The organism is Brevundimonas sp. (genome assembly GCF_052436175.1).
In the GTDB taxonomy this organism is placed as follows: Bacteria; Pseudomonadota; Alphaproteobacteria; order Caulobacterales; family Caulobacteraceae; genus Brevundimonas.
Genome location: NZ_JBQVNM010000031.1, coordinates 1 through 21976 on the forward strand (window position 1 = coordinate 1; position 21976 = coordinate 21976).

18 protein-coding genes and 1 pseudogene are annotated in these 21976 nt (G+C 68.4%); 5 read left to right on the forward strand and 14 right to left on the reverse strand.

The annotated features are described in order from the left end of the window. On the reverse strand, nt 1-824 hold an 824-nt coding region (locus ACT6QK_RS08705), incomplete at its 3' end, for a winged helix-turn-helix domain-containing protein (RefSeq protein WP_444597436.1). Nucleotides 825-910: 86 nt separating this feature from the next. On the opposite strand from ACT6QK_RS08705, the gene ACT6QK_RS08710 reads away from it, so the two are divergent. Together ACT6QK_RS08710 and ACT6QK_RS08715 are read left to right on the forward strand one after the other, a co-directional pair. After that, nucleotides 911-1480 (forward strand): hypothetical protein, encoded by a 570-nt coding sequence (locus ACT6QK_RS08710; protein ID WP_444597437.1) that lies wholly within the window; start codon nt 911-913, stop codon nt 1478-1480. Continuing rightward, on the forward strand, nt 1477-1668 hold the full coding sequence (locus tag ACT6QK_RS08715; protein WP_444597438.1) for a hypothetical protein: 192 nt from the start codon (nt 1477-1479) through the stop codon (nt 1666-1668). The genes ACT6QK_RS08710 and ACT6QK_RS08715 overlap by 4 nt, the downstream gene beginning before the upstream one ends. 11 nt (nt 1669-1679) lie before the next feature. On the opposite strand, the gene ACT6QK_RS08720 is transcribed toward ACT6QK_RS08715, so the two are convergent. From ACT6QK_RS08720 to putA, 4 genes are all read right to left on the reverse strand, one after another. Beyond that, entirely contained in the window at nt 1680-2204 is a 525-nt protein-coding gene (locus ACT6QK_RS08720; RefSeq protein ID WP_444597439.1) for a hypothetical protein, read from the reverse strand. Nucleotides 2205-2364: 160 nt separating this feature from the next. Continuing rightward, on the reverse strand, nt 2365-2733 hold the full coding sequence (locus ACT6QK_RS08725; RefSeq protein ID WP_444597440.1) for a DUF6768 family protein: 369 nt from the start codon (nt 2731-2733) through the stop codon (nt 2365-2367). Further along, nucleotides 2726-3289 (reverse strand): RNA polymerase sigma factor, encoded by a 564-nt coding sequence (locus ACT6QK_RS08730; RefSeq protein WP_444597441.1) that lies wholly within the window; start codon nt 3287-3289, stop codon nt 2726-2728. The genes ACT6QK_RS08725 and ACT6QK_RS08730 overlap by 8 nt, the downstream gene beginning before the upstream one ends. Nucleotides 3290-3381: 92 nt before the next feature. Then, nucleotides 3382-6501: a bifunctional proline dehydrogenase/L-glutamate gamma-semialdehyde dehydrogenase PutA gene (putA, locus tag ACT6QK_RS08735; protein WP_444597442.1), complete on the reverse strand. Its 3120-nt coding sequence runs from the start codon at nt 6499-6501 to the stop codon at nt 3382-3384. 122 nt (nt 6502-6623) lie between these two features. Here putA and ACT6QK_RS08740 point away from each other — a divergent pair, with 122 nt between their 5' ends. Beyond that, entirely contained in the window at nt 6624-7085 is a 462-nt protein-coding gene (locus ACT6QK_RS08740; RefSeq protein WP_444597443.1) for an Lrp/AsnC ligand binding domain-containing protein, read from the forward strand. A gap of 109 nt (nt 7086-7194) precedes the next feature. After that, a complete protein-coding gene (locus ACT6QK_RS08745) occupies nt 7195-8280 on the forward strand; it encodes a glycosyltransferase family 4 protein (RefSeq protein ID WP_444597444.1) in 1086 nt (361 codons plus the stop codon). A gap of 160 nt (nt 8281-8440) precedes the next feature. Here ACT6QK_RS08745 and ACT6QK_RS08750 read toward each other — a convergent pair whose 3' ends face one another. From ACT6QK_RS08750 to ACT6QK_RS08775, 6 genes and pseudogenes are all read right to left on the reverse strand, one after another. Further along, nucleotides 8441-9499: a substrate-binding domain-containing protein gene (locus ACT6QK_RS08750; RefSeq protein WP_444597445.1), complete on the reverse strand. Its 1059-nt coding sequence runs from the start codon at nt 9497-9499 to the stop codon at nt 8441-8443. 74 nt (nt 9500-9573) lie between these two features. After that, nucleotides 9574-10419 (reverse strand): phosphonate ABC transporter, permease protein PhnE, encoded by an 846-nt coding sequence (gene phnE, locus ACT6QK_RS08755; RefSeq protein ID WP_444597462.1) that lies wholly within the window; start codon nt 10417-10419, stop codon nt 9574-9576. Nucleotides 10420-10572: 153 nt separating this feature from the next. Further along, nucleotides 10573-11415, reverse strand: a pseudogene (gene phnD, locus ACT6QK_RS08760) (phosphate/phosphite/phosphonate ABC transporter substrate-binding protein); the annotation flags it as partial. Between the two features lie 70 nt (nt 11416-11485). Continuing rightward, nucleotides 11486-12490, reverse strand: a complete 1005-nt coding sequence (phnD, locus tag ACT6QK_RS08765; RefSeq protein WP_444597446.1) for a phosphate/phosphite/phosphonate ABC transporter substrate-binding protein — start codon at nt 12488-12490, stop codon at nt 11486-11488. Continuing rightward, complete coding sequence (gene phnC / locus ACT6QK_RS08770) at nt 12487-13290, reverse strand: phosphonate ABC transporter ATP-binding protein (RefSeq protein WP_444597447.1); 804 nt, start codon at nt 13288-13290, stop codon at nt 12487-12489. Before phnC ends, phnD (ACT6QK_RS08765) begins: the two co-directional genes overlap by 4 nt. Nucleotides 13291-13405: 115 nt before the next feature. Beyond that, nucleotides 13406-16198: a M16 family metallopeptidase gene (locus ACT6QK_RS08775; protein WP_444597448.1), complete on the reverse strand. Its 2793-nt coding sequence runs from the start codon at nt 16196-16198 to the stop codon at nt 13406-13408. Between the two features lie 296 nt (nt 16199-16494). On the opposite strand from ACT6QK_RS08775, the gene ACT6QK_RS08780 reads away from it, so the two are divergent. Further along, nucleotides 16495-17760 carry a type III PLP-dependent enzyme gene (locus tag ACT6QK_RS08780; protein WP_444597449.1) on the forward strand — a complete coding sequence of 422 codons (1266 nt, stop codon included), beginning with the start codon at nt 16495-16497 and terminating at the stop codon, nt 17758-17760. A gap of 39 nt (nt 17761-17799) precedes the next feature. On the opposite strand, the gene ACT6QK_RS08785 is transcribed toward ACT6QK_RS08780, so the two are convergent. The 3 genes from ACT6QK_RS08785 to ACT6QK_RS08795 form a co-directional block, all read right to left on the reverse strand. After that, entirely contained in the window at nt 17800-20259 is a 2460-nt protein-coding gene (locus tag ACT6QK_RS08785) for a hypothetical protein (protein ID WP_444597450.1), read from the reverse strand. Further along, nucleotides 20259-21167, reverse strand: a complete 909-nt coding sequence (locus tag ACT6QK_RS08790) for a hypothetical protein (RefSeq protein WP_444597451.1) — start codon at nt 21165-21167, stop codon at nt 20259-20261. The genes ACT6QK_RS08785 and ACT6QK_RS08790 overlap by 1 nt, the downstream gene beginning before the upstream one ends. A gap of 85 nt (nt 21168-21252) precedes the next feature. Further along, a complete protein-coding gene (locus ACT6QK_RS08795) occupies nt 21253-21882 on the reverse strand; it encodes a PadR family transcriptional regulator (protein ID WP_444597452.1) in 630 nt (209 codons plus the stop codon). Between the last annotated feature and the right edge of the window lie 94 nt (nt 21883-21976).

Below are 21976 nucleotides of genomic sequence, written 5' to 3' on the forward strand. Positions count from 1 at the left end.
AGCGCGGCGCCCTCGCCCGCGCCTGTGATGGCGCCCGGCGACTGGCCGAGCAGCAGGGCGAAGGCGTCCACCCCGATCAGCTTGACCAGCCCTCCGACCAGAAGACCGCCCAGGGCCCCGCCCGCGATGCTCCCCGGCCCGGGCATCGGCGACTTCAGACTGGCCGCCGCGATCCCGGCGCCGACCCCCGCCCCGCCGACCAGCCCGACCCAGAGGGTCAGGCCGGTCATGACCAGAACCGACGAGGCGCCCATGCCCGATCCCTGCAAGCCCGAGGCGGCGACCAGTCCATAGATCAGTCCGCCGACCAGTCCCGCCCCGCCGCCGCCGATCATGGCCGCCGCACTGCGCACCCGGAAACGTCGCCAGTCGGCCAGAGGTTCGACCAGAGGCGCGGCCCGGGCCTCGGGTGGTGGCGAGCCCGGTTCCACGACCGGCGGCTGGGGCGCCGTCGGAACAGGCCCGGCCCCGACCGGCTCGACCCTGGCGACAAAACGGTAGCCATGCCGGGGGGCCGTCTCGATGAAGCGCGGACGGGTCGCGTCGTCGCCGAGCGCCTTGCGCAGGGCGCGGATGCACTGGGTCAGGGCCTCGTCGGTGACCGGCACGCCCTTCCACACCTCGGCCATGAACCGGTCCTTGGACACCAGTCTGCCCGCTTCTCCGGTCAGCAGGATCAGGGCGTCGAGGTAGCGGCCGCTGATGTCGATCGTGGCCCCGTCACGGCTCAGGCGCCGGTCGGCCGGATCCAGCACGAAACCGTCGAAGCGCCGGGGGGCGGTGGGGGCTGCGGATGTGATGCCGGGGGCGGCGTCCGTCGTCATTTTTCAGCAGACCCTCACACCGCCCTCATGCCGCTCACCGTTCGGTGGCGCATGCAGGAGGCTCAAACGAGTGAGGAGCCTAGGCAATGACGACCCCTGAAAACAGCCCCGTTGTGACCGATCGACCGCGCCGCTTGGTCGGTTGGCGGATCGCCGCCTGGACCGGAGCGGGGCTGGTGCTGATGATCCCCCTGATCGCCATGCGGTTCACGTCGGAGGTTCAATGGACCGGCTTCGACTTCGTGGTAGCCGGAGCCATGCTAGCGGCCTTGATCGGGGCGGCGGAACTGGCGGTGCGGCTGAGCGACGACTGGCTTTATCGCGCGGGCGCCGCCGTGGCCGTGGTCGCGGCCTTTCTGATGCTCTGGGTCCAGGGGGCGGTCGGTCTGGTGGGGTCGGAGAACGACCTGTTCAACCTGCTGTTCCTCCTGCCGCTGGGGGTGGGGACCATCGGCGCACTCGTGGCCCGCTTTCGCGCGCGCGGCCTGAGCCTGACCCTGTGGGCCATGGCGGCGGTGCAGGCGGGGACGGTCGCGGTCGGCTATGCGATCACGCGCGACACGGACGCCTCCCTTCTGTGCGCCTGGGTCGTCGCCTGGGCCCTGTCCGCCGGGCTTTTCGGCCGGGCGGCGCAGAACGCGGAGGTTGGGTCGTGATCGCGCCGGACGTCACGGAGCCGTCCTGGGCCGAGGAGGTCTGGCGTCGCACCAACGATCTGGCCTGGAACCTCAACTGGCGCGGGCACGCACGCGCCGTCGAACTGGCCCGCGCCGCCGAGGCGGAAGGGCGTCGCGACGAGGCGGCCTTATGGCAGGCGGTGGAGGCCAGGCTGAGGCCGTTGTGAGCGAAGGTGGTTCAGGACGGCCACTCGAACAACTGCTCCTCGGCGCTCTCTTCGTCGTGTGCACACCGGGGCTGGACCGGATGGGTGCGCTTGCCGCCCTCATAGGCGTAGCCGATAGGGGCGTCCTGATAGCAGACCACGGCGTGTTCGCCGTCCGGCGTGACGGCCAGGTTCCAGTTCACGCTGCCGCCCGAGCGCGGATCGTAGCCGGAAGCGACCAGCGCGGGACCGCTGCGGAAGATCGGAGTGACGACCTGATTGCGGTCACGCGCCAACGCGAGGGCCTCGGCTGGTGCGCCTGACGACTCCAGCGCCAGCCGCACGACGGGGTGATCGATGAAGACGACGCCGTCGACCGCATCGAAGGGATACTTGCCGACATAGGCCGACAGGTCGGGCGCGGCCTGCTCGGAGGGCGGCGGCGAGGGTGTGGCTTCAGTAGCGGTCGCAGACGCGGCGCGGTCAGGCGTGCGATCCTGCGTCTCCCCACATCCGGCGATCAGACACAGTCCGGCGGACAACAGCAGCACGCGCATGGGAACACCCGGTGAAACATCGGCCGGGGCATGGCCGACAGGTCAGGGTGTCAGGCGTGGGCGGAACTGGCCAGTCACGATTGGATCAATCTGCGGGTTCAGGACAGCCGCCGCGTCGAGGATACCAGGCGCCCTGCCGGCGACGTCGGGCAGACCGCAATCAGCGCTCCCTGGACTGGACGATCAGAAGTTCCAGCCGTTTCAGAGACAGGATCAGGCGGTTGGTCTGCATCATCGGCCACAGGGCCAGCTTGATCATCAGCGCCATGATCAGCAGCACCGCTGAGGGCAGTCCCCAGTGCAGGGCCGCAAGCGGGTCTGTCGCGGCGAAGAAGCGCCATGCAGTCCAGACGCCCGCGATGAACAGGATGAACTGTGCGGCCATCAGCACGGCGCTGACCCAGCCGGACCTGCCCGCGAACAGGGCGGCGACCTGGGCGAGATGGCCGGGGTCCTGATTGATCCGGGCCAGAAGGGCCCGCTCCTCCTCGGCCAGGGCGTCGTCGAGGGTCTGGTCGATGTTACGCATGGTCATCTCCTTCCAGCACGGCCCGCAGGGCGAGGCGTGCGTGCATGAGGCGGGTCTTGACTGTGCCCGCCGGAATATCGAGGGCGACGGCCGTCTCGGCGACGGTCATCTGCTCGAAATGAAACAGGGCGATCGCGGCCCGTTGCGCCGGCGGCAGGGCGCGAATGGCGGCGTGCAGGCGTTCGGCCTCGAGCCGCATCCCGAAGGCGTCGTCGGTCATCGCGGGAGGGGGAGGCGGCTCGGCGGCGACCGAGGCCGCCAGCGCGCGGTCCGCCTGTCGCGCGGCGATGAGACGGGCGCAGCGACGCGACACGATCCGGTAGGCCCAGGCGGGAAAGGCCTTTTCGTCCCTAAGCCTTACTATGCCGCGTGCGATCTCGACCCAGGCGGACTGGGCCGCCTCAAGTGCGATTTCCTGATCGCCGGTCAATCGCCAGGCGTGGGCGATCAGCTTCCGGTTCCAGCGGCGGGCCAGGTCCCCGAAAGCCCGACGATCCCCCGCCGCCGCAGCGACGACGAGGTATTCGTCCAGAACCCGACCGGTCGCCTCCCTCATCATGCCGCCCTCTCTGCCATCAGGATAAAGGTGCGGCGGGTGAGGGAAACGGTTCAATCCGGGCTCAGTTTTTGTGGCGCGGGGGCATCCTTCTACAGGTTCAACAGCGCCGGATCGCCGCCCTGGGCGGAGATGTTGTTGCTGATGGCCTTTTCGGCCGCGAACCGGATCAGGCTGTTGGGGCCGCCGGCCTTGGGGCCGGTGCCGGAGAGGCCCTCGCCGCCGAACGGTTGCACGCCGACGACGGCGCCGGTGACGCCCCGGTTGATGTAGACGTTGCCGGCCGGGACCAGGTCGACGACCTCGGCGGCGAAGGCCTCGATGCGGGAGTGGACGCCCAGGGTCAGGCCATAGCCGCGCGAGGCCAGCTTGCCCGCGACCGTCTTCAGGTCCTTCGGTTCATAGCGATAGATGTGGAGCACCGGGCCGAAGACCTCGCGTTCGAGGAAGTCGGGGGTGGGGATTTCGGCGATGGTCGGGGCGAAGACGTGGCCCTTCGATCCGGCGGGAACCTCGGCCCGGGCGATGACCCTGGCCTCGCGCGACAGGCGTTCGACGTGGGCGTCGAGAACCGCCTTGCTTTCGGCGTCGATGACCGGGCCGATGTCGGTGGTCGGGTCGGCGGGATCGCCCACGACCTGGGCCGCCAGCGCCCCCTTCAGCCCCTCGATCAGGGCGTCGGCGGAATCCTTGGGCGCATAGAGGATGCGCAGGGCCGAGCAGCGCTGGCCCGCGCTTCCGAAGGCGGAGTTGATGACGTCGTCGATCACCTGTTCCTTGAGCGCGGTCGTGTCCACGAACATGCCGTTCAGACCCCCGGTCTCGGCGATGAAGGGGATGATGGCGCCGGGCCGGGCCGCGAGGCTGCGGTTGATGCTTGATGCGGTATCCGTGCCGCCGGTGAAGGCCACGCCGTCCACGCCCGGATGATTGACGAGGGCGGCGCCCACCGTCTCGCCGCGACCGGGGACGAGGGCCAGAAGATCGGGATGAAGGCCGGCCTTGTGGAACAGGCGCACCGCCTCGGCGGCGATCAGGGGGGTCTGTTCGGCGGGCTTGGCCAGCACCGCGTTGCCGGCCGCCAGGGCCGCCGCGATCTGGCCGGTGAAGATGGCCAGTGGGAAGTTCCACGGGCTGATGCAGGCGAAGACGCCGCGTCCGTGCAGGACCAGCTGGTTCACCTCTCCGACCGGGCCCTTCAGCGTTTCGGCGCCGCCGGACTGTTTCTCGGCCAGAAGGGCGTAGTAGCGCAGGAAGTCGGCGGCCTCGCGCACCTCGGCGACCCCGTCGTTCAGGGTCTTGCCCGCCTCGCGGCTGAGCAGGGCGACCAGACGGTCCAGGTCGGCTTCGAGCGCATCGGCCATGGCGCGCAGGACGGGGGCGCGGCCGGAACCGCCGAGACGATCCCAGCGGATCTGGGCGACGGCGGCCTTGTCGGCGGCGGCCTCGATGTCGGCGAGGGTCGCTTCGGAGACATGGCCCAGGACACGGCCGTCGAACGGGCTGAGCACCTCCTGCGGATTGGTCCCGGCCTTCAGGGCGCCGCCGATGATGGGGCCGGAGGCGAAGCGTTCGCGATCGACCTTCTCCAGGGCCTCGGCGTGGCGGGCGCGGTCGGCGGCCTGGGAATAGTCCCGGCCCATAGAATTCTGGCGGTCCATGTACATGTCCTTGGGCGTGGGGATCTTGGCGTGGCGGTCGGGGTGGGCCTCGACGGCCGTTATGGGGTCGCCGGCGACGGCGGAGGCGGGCACGCGTTCGTCGAGCAGGGCGTGGACGAAGGAGGAGTTGGCGCCGTTCTCCAGCAGGCGGCGCACCAGATAGGGCAGCAGCTCCTCATGCCCGCCGACGGGGGCGTAGGCGCGGACGGTGACGGCCCCGAACTGGTTGCGGGCGGCGTCATAGAGGGCCTCGCCCATGCCGTGAAGGCGCTGGAACTCGATCTTCACGCCCGCGTCCCGCGCCATCCGGTGGACGGCGGCGAGCGAGTGGGCGTTGTGGGTGGCGAACTGGGCGTAGAGGTCCGGCGACGCGTCGATCATGGCCCGGGCGCAGACCAGATAGTTGAGGTCGGTCGCGGCCTTGGTGGTGAAGACCGGATAGTCCTCGCGGCCTCCGACCTGGGCGCGCTTGATCTCGGTGTCCCAATAGGCGCCCTTGACCAGACGCACCATCAGGCGGCGATGGGCGCGGCGGGCCAGGTCAGCGACGCGGGTGATGACCTCATGACCGCGCTTCTGATAGGCTTGAACCGCGAGGCCCAGACCGGTCCAGTCGCGCAGGTCCGGCTCATGCGCCAGCCGGTCCAGCAGCTTCAGCGACAGGGCCAGGCGGTCGGCCTCCTCGGCGTCGATAGTGAAGTTGATGTCGTGGCGCGCGGCGATCAGGGCCAAACGCAGGATGCGGGGATAGAGTTCGTCCCAGACGCGCGTTTCATGCGTCGCCTCATAGCGGGGACAGAGGGCCGACAGCTTGACCGAGACGCCGTGGCCGACCTCGGGGCCCTGACCCTTGGCCGTGCGCCCGACCGCCTCGATGGCCTCGGCGTAGATATGTTCATAGCGTTCGGCGTCCGCGGCGGTGCGGGCGCCCTCGCCCAGCATGTCGAAGCTGCACAGCCAGCCCTCGCGGTCGGCCCGCTTCAAGGCCGCGCCGATGGTGCGGCCGACCACAAACTGCTCGCCCATGATCTTCACCGCCGTGGCCACGGCCTGACGAATGACAGGCTCGCCCAGACGACCGGCGATCCGCTTCAGGAAGCCGGGCAGGTCGGTCTTGGCCTCTTCATCCGCATCGACCAGCTTGCCGGTCAGCATCAGACCCCAGGTCGAGGCGTTGACGAACAGGCTGTCGGAATTGCCGAGATGCGAGGCCCAGTCGGCCGAGCCGATCTTCTCGGCGATCAGACGGTCGCGGGTGTCCTCGTCGGGGGTGCGCAGCAGGGCCTCGGCCAGACACATCAGGGCCAGACCCTCGCGGGTGCCGAGAGAGAATTCCTGCAGGAAGCTTTCGACCACCCCCTGTTTCTTCTGGCTGCGCCGGGCGTGTTCGACCAGCGCGACGGCCTCGGCCACCACAGCCGCGCGGCCGGCGGCGTCGAACGGGATGCGGGACAGATTGGTCGCCACGGCCTGACGCTCGTCGGCGAACTTGCCGGCGTCCAATGTGTCCCAGTGGGCATAGGGGGCGGGGTCGAAAGTCGGGGAGGTCATGGGCGGCGAACCTGTGAGAGCGACTTCTGGGATCGGCGTCGTATAGGAGCGGTCTGGCCGAAGGTGCTTTGTATGATGTAGACTCAAGACGAAGATCGTTCGGTGAAAGGCCGTTTGTTCCGATGACCGAGATCGACGCCACTGATCGCCGCATCCTGCGGGTGCTGCAGGAGGACGCCCGCATATCCAACGCCGAACTGGCCCGTCGGTGCAACCTGTCTCCAGCCGCCTGTTTCGAACGGGTCAAGCGACTGCGCGAGCGCGGGGTCATCACCGGCTATGCGGCGATGATCGACCCGGCCCTGGTCGGGCGGGACCTGCTGATCTTTGTCGAGGTCCTGCTGGACCGGACGACCGGCGACGTCTTCGAGGCCTTCGCCACGGCCGTGCGCCGCCAGCCCGAGGTGCTGGAATGCCATATGGTCGCCGGCGGCTTCGACTATCTCATCAAGGCCCGGGTCGGCGACATGGACGCCTACCGCGCCTTCCTCGGCGACATTCTGGTCCGGATGCCGGGGGTGCGGGAGACGCGGACCTATGCGGTGCTGGAAGAGGTGAAGTCGACGACGGTGCTGCCCCTCTGAACGCACCCGAAAAGGTGGCCCCAGAAAGGTGATTGTGACAGCGTCTCGCCATCGTCATCCTGACCGGCTAAAGGTGCGGGCTGGATAACGGCGGAGCCATTCGGCCCATATGCGCATCGTTCTGGCCACCGACGCCTGGGAGCCCCAGGTCAATGGCGTCGTCCGCACCCTGACCCGGACCATCGCCGAATGCCGCGCGATGGGCTACGAGGTCGAGGTCATCGAACCCAGCCTGTTCAAGACCATTCCCTGCCCCACCTATCCGGAGATCCGCCTGGCCCTGGGCGCCGAAGAGGAAATCCGCGAGATGCTGCGCGCCTTCGAGCCCGAGGCCGTGCATATCGCCACCGAAGGCCCCATCGGCATCGCCATGCGGCGCATCTGCGTGGAGTGGAAGCTGCCGTTCACGACCAGCTATCACACCAAGTTCCCGGAATATGTCTCGGCCCGGTTCCCGATCCCGGTCCAGGTCGGCTACGCCTACATGAAGTGGTTCCACAAGCCGTCGGGCCGGCTGATGGTGGCGACCCCGACCCTGAGGGACGAACTGGTCGAGCACGGATTCAAGAACGTCTCGCCCTGGTCGCGCGGCGTGGACACCGAACAGTTCAACCCCGATCTGCCGCGCATCTATGACGAGCTGGGGGGCAAGGATTGGCCCCGGCCCTTCTTCCTCAATGTCGGCCGGGTGGCGGTCGAGAAGAATATCGAGACCTTCCTCGAAACCGATCTGCCGGGCACCAAGATCATCGTCGGCGACGGCCCCGCGCGCGCGGATCTGGAGGCCCGCTATCCCGACGCCAAGTTCCTCGGCGCCCGGTTCGGCGAGGAGCTGGCCCGCTGTTTCCGCGACGCCGACGTCTTCGTCTTCCCGTCCTGGACCGACACCTTCGGACTGGTGATCCTGGAGGCCATGGCGGCGGGCACGCCGGTCGCCGCCTTCCCGGCCCACGGCCCCATCGACATCATCCCGGGCTCCAACGCCGGCGCCATCGACGAGGATTTGAAGACGGCCTGTCTGAAGGCGCTGGAGTGCGACCGGGCGGCGGTGCGCGCCTATGCCGAGAAGTTCAGCTGGCGCGCCTCGGCCGAGCAGTTCGTCGAGAACCTGGAGCCCTATCCCGAGCCTCAACGCGGCCGCTTCTGGCGCCGGCTGCGGCGGATCGCCCGGGTGCGCCGCAAGGCGGCGGCCTGACGATGATCCTTCTCCCCTCGGGGGAGGAGGTGGCCCGCAGGGCCGGATGAGGGGGCTGGTTCAGCAGGCGCGACGTCGATGGCGTCATCCCATCTGGTGACGCATACCCCTCAACCGTCAGGCTTGGCCTGCCACCTTCTCCCACTCGGGGAGAAGGATATTATTTCTCCGGCTTCGCCATCACCGTCAGGCCCGTGACGCGCGCGCGTTGCGCGGCGAGTTCGGCCTCGGGCAGGGGGATCAGGCCGCGATCGTGCAGATAGCCGCCGCGCCCGGCCGAGGCGTCGGACATGAACTCCTGGATATACTGCTGCAGGCCCGGAATGACGCCGATGTGGGCCTTCTTCACATAGATGTAGAGGCTTCGGGCCAGGGGATAGGTCCCGTTCCCGATGGTCTCGGCCGAGGGCATGACGCCGTCGATGGTCTCGGCCTTCACCGTGTCCATGTTCTGCTCGAGGAAGGAGAAGCCGAAGACGCCGAGCGAGCCGGGGGTGCGGGTCAGGGTCTGGAGGATGGCGTTGTCGTTCTCGCCGGAATCGACCCAGGCGCCGTCCTCGCGCACGGTGTGGGCCAGGGCCTCGAACCGCTTGGCGTCGGATTTTTCGACGGCGGCGGCCGCCGGGACCTGCTTGGCGCCCGGCGTCATGCCCAGCTCGAGGAAGGCGTCGCGGGTGCCGGAGGTGGGCGGCGGGCCATAGACCTGGATGCGCTGGTTCGGCAGGCCGGGATTGACGTCGCGCCAGGTCTTTTTCGGGTTCAGGACGAACTGGCCCGAGGCGTCGGGCACCTCGCGGGCCAGACCCTCATAGAGATCGTTCAGCTCGAAGTTGAAGCTGTTCCCGGTGCGCGCCGTGGCCACCACGATGCCGTCATAGCCGATCTGCAGTTCGATGATGTCGGTGACGCCGTTTTTGGCGCACTCCTCGAACTCGGACGCCTTCATCGGACGCGAGGCGTTGGCGATGTCGGGCGTGGTCGGACCGAGGCCCTGGCAGAAGGCCTTGATGCCGCCGCCGGTGCCCAGGGCCTCGACGCGCGGCGAGGCCATGCCCGGATTGTTGCGGCCGAAGTTCTCGGCCACCCGGGTCGCGAAGGGGAAGACGGTCGAGGAGCCAGCCGACCAGACGCCCGCCCGCTGGCCGGCGCCGTCGCGGCTGCAGGCGGCGAGGGTCAGGAACGCCAGGGCGGCGGCCGCGACGAGCGGGGTGCGGATCATGTCGAAATCCCTGAGGCCGAGAAACTCACGCCGTTCTAGATCAGAGATTTGTGACGCTTTTCCCGGCTCGAGCCTCAGAGCAGGCGCTTGCGCATCGCCTGGCTGAGCATGTCGATCAGGGTCACCGCCACGACGATGATCAGGGCGATGGTCGAGACGGTGCGATAGTCGAAGGCCTGCAGGCTTTCGAACAGCACCTGGCCGATGCCGCCGGCGCCGATCAGACCCAGCACCGTCGCCGCCCGGCTATTGGACTCGAACCGGTAGAGGGCGAAGGAGGTCCACAGGGGCGCGACCTGGGGAATGACGCCCCAGGCGATCTCGTGCAGCCGGCCCGCGCCGGTCGCCTTTACCCCCTCGATCGGGCCCTTGTCGATCGACTCGACGGCTTCCGAGAACAGCTTGGCCAGGACGCCGGCCGTGTTCAGGGCGATGGCCAGAACCCCCGCCAGCGGCCCGAGGCCCACGGCGACGATGAACAGGGTCCCGATCACCAGATCGGGAATGGAGCGCAGGAGATCCATGACCCGCCGCACCGGCCAGACCAGCCAGGCCGGTGACAGGTTACGCGACGCCATCAGGCTGAGCGGCACCGCGAGGAAGACGGCAAGGAAGGTGCCCCACAGGGCGATCTGGATCGTCAGCCACATCTGGCCGACCAGGGTCTTCCAGTCGGTGAAGTCGGGATTGAGGAAGTCGCGCCCGTAGTTCCGCATGTTCTCGGTATTGGAGAACATATTGGTGATGTTGGGCAGGTCGACCGTCTTGAAGGCGGCGATCAGGATGATGGCGAAGCCGCCCCACAGCAGCAAATCCAGCGCCCAGTCGCGCAGGGCTTTTTTGGGGGCGGGCGGGATGACCGCCGGGTCGCTGACGGCGGCGCCGGTCTTCGGCGCAAGGTTAAGCGCCAGGGCGAGCAGGGCCAGCAGGCCGATCAGCAGGAAGGGCGTGAGCCGGAACAGGTCGGAGGTCCGGCTCGCGGCGGTCGGCGGCGCCACATCGGGCGGCCGGCCTTCACGCTTGGCCTGATCGGCCTTCATCTCGCGGATGGGGTCGAGATAGGAATTATCGGCGGCGCGAAACTGGGAATAGTTCAGCCCCTCCATCACCTTGCGCTGACGCTCGGCGTCGGGGCCGAAGCCCTGTCCGTAGGTGGTGAAGAACTGCTTGATCCGCGCCTTGAGCGCGGGGGGCAGGTCCGAGCGCAGGACGATGCCGGATTCCGGGATGGGGGGTGACTCCCAGATGGTCTCGATCTGGTCGGCGATCTGGGGATTCTGGCGGCGCAGGAAGACGGTGTTGACCGAGTTGGAGGTCGCCACATCCACCTGTCCATTGGCGACGGCGAAGGAGTTGGCCTGGTGATTGGCCGACCGCACCGTGGCGAAACAGGTCTTCGGGTCGATGCCGCGAGGGCCGAAGAAATAGGTCAGGGGCGCCAGGGTGCCCGAGGTCGACTGGGCGTCGCCGAGGCCGAAGTCATAGCGCTTGCCGCACTTGGCCACATCGTCGGCGGTGATGCCGGAACCCTTCTTCACGATCAGGGTCGAGACGTAGGAATCCTTGCCCTCGACATCGACGGTGCGGGCGATGACCTCGCCCTGCGACCGGTCGATGGCCTGGACGGCGGGCAGGGCCGAGAACCAGCCGATCTGGGCCTGGTTGGCGCGCATGGCCTCGACCAGCACCGAATAGTTGGAGCCGAAGATGGGCTCCACCGGAATGCCGATCTCCTTTTCCAGATCATCCAGCAAGGGTTGCCACAGGGGCCCTGAAGACGCCTGCCCCTCGGCCGAGAGCACGGTGAAGACGATCTTCTTCGGCTGTTCGGCCTGGGCGGCGGCGGTCGAGGTCAGGCCGAGGGCCAGGCAGGCGCCGGCGACGACGGAGGCGAAGAGGATGCGAAGGCGGCTCATGCCCGGATTTCCCGATGCGCGACCCCGCAGGCGGGGACGTGGATGAAGATCATGGTGTGTTGACGGCGGGTCACGGCTGCACCTCGCGGCGCTGGCGAAGACGGGCCAGTTCGCGTTCGGCGCTCGAGGCGGCGGCCCGGTCGCCGCTGGCGCGGGCGGCGGTCAGGGCCTCGTCGGCGATCATTTCGCGAACCGGGTCGAGATAGTCGCCGTCGGCGGCGATGAAGCGGGAATAGCCCAGACCGGCGAGCACCTTGCGCTGGCGCTCGGCCTCGACCCCCTCGCCCCGGCCGTAGGTCAGGAAGAAGGCGCGGATCTTTTCCTTGAGCGCCGGATCGAGGTCCTCGCGCACCAGGATGCCTCCCTCGGGGATCGGCGGCGAGCGCCAGATCTCGCGGATCTCGGCGGCGATGGCCGGATTCTGACGCGAAAGGTTGGCCAGGGTGACGCTGTTGGATGTGGCGACGTCGAGCACGCCGGAGGCCACCTCGAAGGCGTTGCGCTCATGGTTGGCCGAGCGCACCGAACGGAAACAGGCTTCGGGCGAAATCTTGCGGGGGCCGAACAGGAAGGTCCGGGGGGCCAGGGCGCCCGAGGTCGATCGCGGATCGCCGATGCCGAAATCCAGCCGTTTGCCGCAGCCCAGAACGGCCTCAAGGTCCAGACCGGAGTCGCGACTGACGATCAGGACCGATTGATAGCTGTCCTCGCCGTCCAGATTGACCGTGCGGGCGATGACCTCGGCGTCGGCGGTGTCGATGGCTTCGATGGCCGGCTGGGCAGAGAACCAGGCGGCCTGGGCCTGGCCACGCTTCATGTCCGCGATCAGGGCCGCATAGTCGGAGGCGAAATGGGGTTTGACCGAGGCCCCCGTGGCGCGGGCCATGTCCTCAAGCAGGGGCGCCCAGACCGGCCCGGACGAGGCCTGACCCTGGGCGGACAGGATGGAGAAGACGATCTCGCCACCCGGCCGTTCGGTCGCGCCGCCCCGGTCGCCGCAGCCCGCCGCCAGCAGGCCGAGGGCGATGACGAGCCCGCCGAGGCCGAGACGCCGCGTCCGGCCCCAAGGCCTCATGCCTTGGTTTCCCAGAAGGCGTCCTCGAACTCGGGGCCGTAGATCTCGATCAGGGTGGGGGTGTCCAGACCGCTGGACGGGCCGTCATAGACGACCTTGCCGGCCTTCAGGGCTACGACGCGCTTGCAGTAGCGGATGGCGTAGTCGACCTGGTGCAGGGTGACGATCACGCCCATGCCGTCGCGCTGGTTCAGCTCGACCAGCAGCTCCATGACCTTGCGGGCCGAGACGGGGTCGAGCGAGGCGACCGGCTCGTCGGCCAGGATGGCCCTGGCGCCCTGGACGATGGCGCGGGCGATGGCGCCGCGTTGCTGCTGGCCGCCCGACAGGGTGTTGGCGCGCTGGGCGGCGTAGTCGGAGACGCCGACGCGGTGCAGGGCCGCCATGGCCTTGTCCTTGTCCGCCTGGGGCCAGGCGCCGAACAGGCCGCGCCAGCCGGGCAGGCGGCCCAGGGCGCCCAGCATGACGTTGGAGAAGAGGCTCAGACGCCCGACCAGATTGAACTGCTGGAAGATCATGCCCAGCTTGACCCGGGCCGCGCGCACGTCGCCGGTCATGCGGCCGTTCTTCTGAACGGTCTTGCCGAAAACGTCGATCACCCCGTCGCCGGCGTCGATCGACTGCATGCCCGTGATCGAGCGCAGCAGGGTGGACTTGCCCGAGCCGGACGGACCGATCAGGGCCACCATCTCCCCGGCGGCGACCTCGACGGAGACCCCGTTCAGCGCCTTGCGGGCGCCGAAGGTCTTGGATACCCCCCTCACCGAGGCGACGGGGGCGGTGGCGGCGGCAGAGGTCATGGGATGCAGGGGAGCTCTGTTACGGGGCGGCCGCGCGACCCCTCAGGGCCGGTCGAGGCGAAGTCTTAATGGCACGGACGCCGCGCCCCCGTCCAGCATCTCGGGGCGGCAGGCCCTACTGCGCCGCCCGCACCTCCACGGGCGGGCCGAGGGCCTCCAGTTGCGGTTTCACCGTCGCCGCGTCGCCGACCACCACCCAGGTGAAGGCCGCCTGGCCCAGCAGCCGCCGCGCCTCGGCGTCCAGCTGCGCCGGGGTCAGACCTTCGTAGCGGGGCGCCAGGGTCTCCCAGTAGTCGTCCGGGCGGCCGAACAGGGCGTTGGAGCGCAGGGCGTTCAACACCGCCGCCGAGGTCTCGAACTGACCGGGCAACTGGCGGATGTTGGCGTTGATGATGCGGTCGCGCTCGGCCGGGGTCACGCCGCGATCCGACAGGAAGTCCTTGTACTGATCCATCAGCACCTGGATCGATTCCCCCGTCCGGTTCGACTGCACCGGGGCCGAGATCAGATAGGGCACCTGATGCTCCAGGTTCTGGGCCGATCCCCCCAGGCCATAGGACCAGCCGCGCGTCTCGCGGATGTCCTGGTTGATGCGCGACAGGAAGCCTGAGCCGATCGCCTCGTTGGCGGCGTTGAAGACGACCCGGTCATCCGTGCCCGACACCGGCAGGATGACGGCGCCCAGAATGATCGACTGGGGCGACTGCGGCCGGTCGATCAGGACGATGCGCGAGGCGGTCGCGGCGGCCGGGGCGGTGAACCGCTTCTGACCGCGCGGCGTCGTGGGCGCACTCCAGTCGCCGAGCCCCGCGTTCAGGGTCGCGACGACTTCGGCCAGGGGTTTGTCGGAGACGACGAAGATCTTCGCGGCGTCGGGCCGGATCCAGGCCTGATGGAAGGCGGTCAGGTCCGCGCGGGTCAGGGCCTGAACCGCCGACTTGTCGCCCTGGCCGGAGAAGGGGCGGCCATAGGGGTGGCCGGCGCCATAGGCCAGCACCGGCCAGGCGCGCGCGCCCATGCCGCCCGGCGCGCTCATCTCCTGGGCGATGGCGGCCAGCTGCTGGGCCCGGCGCCGTTCGATGTCGGCCGGGGCGAAACCGGGGTTGCGGAGGATGTCGGCGGCCAGCTCGACCGCCGGGGTCAGGTTGGCGCTGGGCGTCGTCAGGTTGACCAGGGTGCGGTCCATCGAGGCGCCGGTGGAGATGGAGGCGCCCAGGCGTTCTTCCTGCTCGGCGATCTGGACGGCGCTGCGGGTCGTCGTGCCCTCTTTCAGCAGGCCCAGCATCAGGGTCTGGGTTCCCAGCCTGTCGGCCGGATCGGCGGCGACCCCGGCGTCGAACTCCACCGTCAGACGCGTGATCGGCACGGTGGTGGAGCGGGCGTAGACGACCTCCACCCCGTTCGACAGCCGGGCGCGCTCGACCGAGGGAAAGTCCAGCGGCTTCATCGGGCCGACCGTCGGCATGGGCTCGCGCGGGGTGACCGGCAGGGGGGCGGCCGGCGCCGGCGGCGGGCGGGTGTCGGCAGCCTCGACATAGGCCTCGCGCTCGCCCGGATCGACGCGGATGGCCAGCACCGGCCGGGTCACCCACTTGTCCATCGCCGCCTTGACCGAGGCGGGGGTGACGGCGCCATAGGCCGCGAGCTGACGGCGATAGAAGCCGGGATCGTTGGCATAGAGGGCTCCCTCGGCCAGGGTCACCGCCTTGCCGGTGAAGCCGCCGGTCGGTTCCTTGGCCTGGAGGCCCCGGGACAGGATCCGCGTCACGGCCCGCTGGACCTCGTCCGCCGTCGGGCCCGTGGCGATATAGTCGGCGATCAGCCGGTCGAGTTTCTGCGACACGGCCTCGGCGTCGCCGCCCGCCTTCGCATTGACCTCCAGGTCGATCATGCCCAGCCGCTGGAAGGGCTGGTAGCTGGCGGTGACCGAGGTGGCGGTCTCGTCCCCGCGCACCAGGGCGTTGTCGAGGCGCGAACTGGCCAGGCCGCCGAAGATGCTGGCGGCGACGTCGAGCGACGCCGCCTCCTCCGACAGCAGGCCCGGCGTCACCCAGGTGCGCGACAACTGGGTGTTGGGAACCCGGTCATGCAACAGCTTGTCGACCCGGGCGGGCAGGGTCGGGATGGCGGCTTCGGCCGGATCGTTCTGCGCTCCGCGCGGGATGGGGCCGAAGTATTTCTCGACCAGGGGCCGGGCCGTGGCCGCGTCGATGTCGCCGGCCAGAACCAGCACAGCATTGTTCGGGCCGTAATTGTCGCGGTGCCACTGGCGCAGGTCTTCCAGACTGGCGGCGTCCAGATCGGCCATCGAGCCGATGGTCGAGTGGCGATAGGGGTGACCCTCGGGGAAGAGGGCCTCCAGCGCCGTGTAGTAGACGAGTCCATAGGGCTGGTTGTCGCCCTGGCGCTTCTCGTTCTGGACCACGCCGCGCTGGTTATCGAGCCGCTCCTGGCTGAGCGCGCCCAGCAGATGGCCCATCCGGTCGCTCTCCATATAGAGGGCCTGATCGAGGGCCGAGGTCGGCACCGTCTGGAAGAAGTTGGTGCGGTCGAACCAGGTGGTGCCGTTCCAGTCGGTCGCCCCCATGGCCCGCAAAGGCTCCATCAGTCCGCCGGGGATGTTCTCGGTCGGATTGAACAGGCCGATGTGCTCGAACAGGTGGGCGTAGCCGGTCTGGCCCTTGGGCTCGTCCTTGGACCCGACATTGTACCAGGCATGGACGGCCACCACGGGCGCCTTGCGGTCGGTGTGGACCACCACGCGCAGGCCGTTGGGCAGGGTGAATTGCTCGAACGGAATATCCACGCTGCGGGCGATCTCGGCCGGGGCGACCTGGGCCAGGGCGGGCGGCGCCCCCGCCGCGATCACGAGGGCGGCGGCGCAGGCATAGGCGGTCAGACGCATCATGGTTGGAGCTCCCCTGAAATCCGGCGCAGGGACCGTATCAGGGGTTGTCGAGGCGGCAAGTTACGGCTGTTTCACGATTGCGGACCGACAGTCGGGCGCCGGCCCGGTCGCAGCCAGAGGCGACGATATTCTTCCGGAGGCTGACAAACGGCGCGCAAACCTGCGTCCCGCCTCGAAAAAACCGCTTTACATGACAGTCCCGTGACCCTACATCGCGGCTTCCGGCGGACCCCGTAGGTCTAACGTTGCGCTGCTAACGCCGGTCTGGGTTTAACAATTACAGGGGTTTACGTGAATTGCGCACGTATCATTTCCCCCTGGACCTGGTCCGCGAGCGGTCCCCCGAACGTCCTGTCGCACTCGTGCGCCCGGCGGCGGTCTCCGTAGCGGCGCGCTGGTTCCAGGACAATCTGAAGGCTGACGTCCTCTATGCGGTGAAGGCGAACCCTTCGGCGTGGGTCATCCAGGCCCTGGTCGAGGCGGGCGTCACCGGCTTCGACGTGGCGTCCCTGGCGGAGATCGAGCTGGTGCGCTCGGTCAGCCCCGACGCGCGTCTGGCCTTCATGCATCCGGTCAAGAGCCGCACGGCCATCACCCGCGCCTATTTCGACCACGGCGTGCGGACCTTCTCGCTCGACTGCGTGGAGGAGCTGGACAAGATACTCGACGCCACGGGCGGCGCCTCGGACCTGAACCTGATCGTGCGCATGGCCGTCTCGGCCGAGGGCGCGGCCTATACCCTGTCGGGCAAGTTCGGCGTCTCGCCGGATCAGGCGCCGGCCCTGCTGCTGGCCACGCGCCGGGCGGTCAAGGACGGCCTGATGGGCGTCAGCTTCCACGTCGGCAGCCAGTGCATGCGTCCGACCGCCTATCAGGCGGCGATGTCCCAGGTCGGCCGCGCCATTTCGCGCGCCGGTGTGATCGTCGATGTCGTGGACGTCGGCGGCGGCTTCCCCTCGGTCTATCCGGGCATGGTCCCGCCGGACATGAGCGAATACGCCGACGCCATCCATCGCGGCTTCAACGACATGCCGGTGTCGGAAACGACCGAGCTGTGGTGCGAGCCCGGCCGGGCCCTGGTGGCCGAGTCGTCGTCGGTGCTGTGCCGCGTCGACCTGCGCAAGGGCGACGCCCTGTATCTGAACGACGGCTCCTACGGCTCGCTGTTCGACGCCACCCACTCGCGCTGGCCCTTCCCGACCAAGCTGGTCCGGGACGGCGAAAGCTCGTCCGAGCTCAAGGCCTTCCAGTTCTACGGCCCGACCTGCGACTCGATCGACCACATGCCGGGTCCGTTCTGGCTGCCGGCCGACATCCGTGAAGGCGACTTCATCGAGATCGGCATGCTGGGCGCCTATGGCGTGGCCATGACCACGGGCTTCAACGGCTATGGCGAGCACGAGCTGGCCGTGGTCGAGGACGCCCCCATGGCCTCCCTCTACGGCCTGGCCCCGCGCTCCATCCCGACCGTGCGCACCACGGCGGAAGAGAACGCGCGCAAGGTCATCCGCCTGAGCCGTCCCAAGGGCAAGGCCGGCCAAAGGAAGAAGGCGCGGCGCTAGGGCCTGATCGGTGAGGTGGGATCGCTTCGCGATTTCGCTCTAGGACTTCCCGACCTGTCTGGAGGCCTTCCTGGGCCGAGGCCTCCGGCGGGGCGGTTCGACGTCCAGACTGCGCACGAACATGCGTGTCCAGATGGGCAGGCGCCGGTGCAGGGTCCGGAGCAGATCCGGCAGATGCGCGCTCAACCGGAGCGCCGGCGTCCACAGGATGCGGGCCAGCATGAAGAGGAAGAAGGCGAGCGCCAGGATCATGGCAACCTCGGTCGCCGCGAGAATGAAGTTTCCGACGGCCTTGGAGGCGGGAAGCTGTCCGAATGGCGTCGCCAGGGCGGTCGGCCATTCCTTCTCGGGGGCGTCCTTTCCAGCGGTCTTTTCCCCGATCCAGTAGAACATCTGGCCGGCGCCAAAGAAGCCGGTCATGCCGAGGAGGATGTTCAGAAGCTCGCCTCTTCGCGCGCTCTGTTCCTGAATTCCCTGTTGGTGAATGCGCTGCAGATCGGCGGCGTGGTCCTCCAGGCTGTCGATGGCGAGGGTCAGGGCGTCCTGTTTGCGGCTGACGCCGCGCAGTTCCTCCAGCGTTTTGAACACGGTCCGTTCGGTCTCGTAGCGGAACGGATTGTCGTGGCGAAAACGCTCGTACTGATCAAACGTGGCCAGTCTGGCCTGATTGATGGCCGTCTCCGCCTTGTCGAAGCGGCTCCCCCGCAGTGGCTCGCGGTCCAGCAGGACGTACATCGAATCCGTCTTCGGCAACGGCGAATCGGCCGCGAGGGCCTGTATCCGCTCGATCCGGGTCATGGTCTTCTGTTCATGGCCGCGCGCCAGGAATTCGTTGTGCAGGGCCAGGACGTGGATCAGGAAGGCGTAGGGGCAGGCGCCGATATAGTCGTTGCCCGTCTCCAGGCTGCGGCTCTTGGGCACATAGGTGATCATCGCCCGGTGGTTGGCGTAGCGGACGAAGAAGCGGTCGCTCGATTGGTCCTCGCTGTCCGGATAGATGGGGTCGATGCTGTCCAGGATTTCCGACGTGTCCTGGTTCATGAAGTCGATGATGTTCTGGTTGAACCCGGCCAGGAACAGATACTCCAGACAGTCCGTCCGGCTCGCTTCAAAGGCGGGGATGTGGTGTTTCACCGGGGTCTGTCGACGGTCGGCCCCGTTCTTCGGCGCTAGAGGGTCATTGAGCTCGATGACCTGCACGCAGCTGCCGTCACGCATCGCCGAGACGAAATCCTTAAGCCGGTCGGCCGGCAGCCGCTGGCGCTTGTCGAGGGTGATCGGCAGAAAGCGCGGATTGTCCTCGCCCTCGTCCTCATCGGACTTGAAGTCGGGATTGTCGCGGGCGAAGACGCCTGCGGCCACGGCGTCCTCGTACTCGGGGCGCCCGCAGACCCAGGTCCAGTAGGCCTCGTCCAGATGCACGACGGCGTCCGCGCTGTCGGCCGCCTTGTCCATCATCTCGCCCATGCGAGCTTCGTAGGGCGCGTAGCAGCCCGGTCGCACCATGAGCTTGCGGGACACGGTCTCGTTGGTGTCGCGATCAACCGGCATCAGCCGTTTGAAGAAGCGTTCGTCGTGCAACATGAACATGAAGCGCGACTTCGGGGCCGCCAGCCCGGGCACCTCGATGAAGGGGACGTTGTCGAGCAACGCCGCCCGGACGTCTCGCGGCGCCCAGGAGGCCCTGGCGGGATCCGGCGCCAGGCGGTCGAGGAGAACCTTGGCGTCGAGGCCGAAGACGGTCTCCACGAAGGGCCAGAAGGTCTGAACGCGCTCGCCCTCGTCGCACCCGATGCCATGCGCGATCTTGATCTTGTCGAGGGGGTCTATCCCCAGTTCAGCCTCTTCGAAGACATCCACATAGGGCGGCCGGCGACGGTTCGCCTCGGTCAGCATGTCCTCTTTCAGAGTGTATTCCTTGGGCGCCGCCAGCTTCTGCAGGAGCGACAGGAAATAGAGGGTCGCGGGTTCGTATCCCGCGCCTCCCGGCATCTGGTCGTCGCCGTAGTAGTGGCTGAAGCTCAGATGGTAGCTGAGGGCGCCGTTGTTGTGGGACAGCCAGAACCGACGCAGCTTGACGGTTCGCGGATGGCCGAGCCCCTTTGGCCTGGCCTGGAACTCCACCCCCTCGGTCGTCCAGGCGATCGTCTCCGGGACGATGAAGGTCAGGTCTTCGTACTGGCGGACCGCCTTCCGCGCCTCGCGCATATCGGCGTAGTCGGCCGCCGTGGCGGCCAGGAGGAACTCCTGCACCTCTCCCTGCGTCTCGCGGTCCGCGATGTCGTTCATCAGGGGATCGACGGCGTTGGCCAGGGCGAGGGACGGCTTGTGTCCTCGCTGCACCTGACGGAATCTGTCCGGCTCGACCCGCTCGCCCGGTTTCAGTCCGACGGCCGCCGCGACCTTGTCCGCCTCGATGTAGAGGGACAGGGTCCAGTAGATCGTGCCGGACTTGGCCTTGTCATAGTCCTCCGCGGCCCGCTCATCCTCGACCCCCATCAGTCCCGCGCCTCCCTCGCCAGATCCCGGAAACTGTCGAACCCTTCGACGCCCCGCCCCATTCGCAGCCAGTCCAGCGCAGGCGCCATCGGCAACAGGGCCACGGGCGCCGTCCGCCCGGTCAGCGCGGCGATCTGGCGCGACGCGGCGCCGCCCGGCGGCTCGGCCTCGCCCTTGAGCACCGAGATGGTGAAGAAGCTTTCCAGGTGGTCGTGCAGCAGGCCCGCATCCACGGCCTCGCCCGGATAGTCGACGGCGGCGTAGATCAGGCCGTCGTCCGGCTGCTGGTCCGCCGACAGGGCGGGCTGGACATAGGGAAAATCGACGACCCGGGCGCCGACGCGGGCCCAGATGGCCAGCCGGTCGACCTGGTCCAGACCCGAATGGGCCGTGTCCTCGGCATACTCCTCAGGCGTCAGCCGCAAGGGGTCGTTCTGCTCGATGAAGATCGCCGGGGGCGGACCCTCGGGATCGAGGTCGAGGGCCGTCAGGGCCACGCTCCGCACGGCCGACAGGGTCTGGCGCAACAGGCCGCGCCCCCGCGCCGCCTCCTCCACATAGACATAGTTGAGGGCCACGGCGGCGGGCGGCGCCCCCGCCCGGTCGATGGCGGTGGCGAGGAAGTTGATCCCGCCCAGAAGCGTCCCGGTCTCGTCCTCGAGTACGGCCACCAGTTCGCAATGGGTGCGGCCGAAGGCGTGGCGATGGGTGGCGTTGAGCGCCAGGCACTTTTCGAAACCATCCAGCTCCTCCCGCTCGTCGGGGAGGACGAAGGCCCGGTCGTAACCCTCGAAGAACCGCCGCAGGACGGGCGAGGCGGGGTCGGCGGAGGCGGTGACGCGCACCCCACCGGGCAGGACAAAACCATAGCCCGACGGACGGTGCTGTTTCACTTCGGCGAACCCCATGACGTCACTTTGCATGGGGCCGACAGGGGTCGCAAGTCGGCCGCCGCGAGGGTTCGCGACGGCCGTTGCCCGTCTGACAGAGGCCCTATTCGCCGCTGATGTCGTGCACGGCCTTCATCAGGGTCTCGACCACCTTGGCGGTCTCGGGCTCGGACCAGCCGCCCGGTTTCATCACCACAGCCTGGCGCAGGGTCATGAAGGCCTCGCGCACGATCTCGGGCGTCTGTTCGCCGGCGACGCGGCGTGCGGCGAGGGCCATGCGCTGCATGACGCCGTCCACGGCGGCGCGGTTCTCGTCCAGCCAGACTTTGCCGGCCTTGGTCAGGGAAAAGACGCGCTTGCCCCCAGCATCTTCGGCGCCGGCGATCAGGCCCTTGTCCGACAGCATCGACAGGGTGGGATAGACCACGCCGGGCGAGGGGGCGTAGCCGCCGCCGAACAGGGCCTCGATGGCCTTGATGAGGTCATAGCCGTGGCGCGGCTCCTGTTCGATCAGCGACAGCAGGACCAGACGCAGGTCGCCCGGCCCGAACATCCGGCCGCGACGGCCGCCTTCGCCCCGGCCCTCGCCGCGACCCCGGCCTTCATGGCGCCCGGCCCAGGGGCCGCGACCCCAATGGCCGCCCGGTCCGCAGTGGGCCTGGCGATGGCGTCCGAAGCGGCCGCCGGAGTGAGGGCCCTGGCCGTCGTCTTCGTGTTTGAAAAATCCATACATGGTTGAATGTCCTTCTTGCTTCATGACACAGAGATATATCTTAAGAATGATTACGCAAGAGACATAAGATATATCTTTTCTAGGTCGGGAACCG

Bases quoted from the DNA above. Each gene is read 5' to 3' on its own strand.
- phnD (WP_444597446.1), bottom strand. From the start codon at position 12,490: ATGAGGCCTTGGGGCCGGACGCGGCGTCTCGGCCTCGGCGGGCTCGTC.
- phnC (WP_444597447.1), bottom strand. From the start codon at position 13,290: ATGACCTCTGCCGCCGCCACCGCCCCCGTCGCCTCGGTGAGGGGGGTA.
- ACT6QK_RS08785 (WP_444597450.1), bottom strand. From the start codon at position 20,259: ATGGGGGTCGAGGATGAGCGGGCCGCGGAGGACTATGACAAGGCCAAG.
- ACT6QK_RS08725 (WP_444597440.1), bottom strand. From the start codon at position 2,733: ATGCGTAACATCGACCAGACCCTCGACGACGCCCTGGCCGAGGAGGAG.
- ACT6QK_RS08720 (WP_444597439.1), bottom strand. From the start codon at position 2,204: ATGCGCGTGCTGCTGTTGTCCGCCGGACTGTGTCTGATCGCCGGATGT.
- ACT6QK_RS08730 (WP_444597441.1), bottom strand. From the start codon at position 3,289: ATGAGGGAGGCGACCGGTCGGGTTCTGGACGAATACCTCGTCGTCGCT.
- ACT6QK_RS08775 (WP_444597448.1), bottom strand. From the start codon at position 16,198: ATGATGCGTCTGACCGCCTATGCCTGCGCCGCCGCCCTCGTGATCGCG.
- ACT6QK_RS08750 (WP_444597445.1), bottom strand. From the start codon at position 9,499: ATGATCCGCACCCCGCTCGTCGCGGCCGCCGCCCTGGCGTTCCTGACC.
- ACT6QK_RS08795 (WP_444597452.1), bottom strand. From the start codon at position 21,882: ATGTATGGATTTTTCAAACACGAAGACGACGGCCAGGGCCCTCACTCC.
- putA (WP_444597442.1), bottom strand. From the start codon at position 6,501: ATGACCTCCCCGACTTTCGACCCCGCCCCCTATGCCCACTGGGACACA.
- ACT6QK_RS08745 (WP_444597444.1), top strand. From the start codon at position 7,195: ATGCGCATCGTTCTGGCCACCGACGCCTGGGAGCCCCAGGTCAATGGC.
- ACT6QK_RS08790 (WP_444597451.1), bottom strand. From the start codon at position 21,167: ATGGGGTTCGCCGAAGTGAAACAGCACCGTCCGTCGGGCTATGGTTTT.
- ACT6QK_RS08710 (WP_444597437.1), top strand. From the start codon at position 911: ATGACGACCCCTGAAAACAGCCCCGTTGTGACCGATCGACCGCGCCGC.
- ACT6QK_RS08740 (WP_444597443.1), top strand. From the start codon at position 6,624: ATGACCGAGATCGACGCCACTGATCGCCGCATCCTGCGGGTGCTGCAG.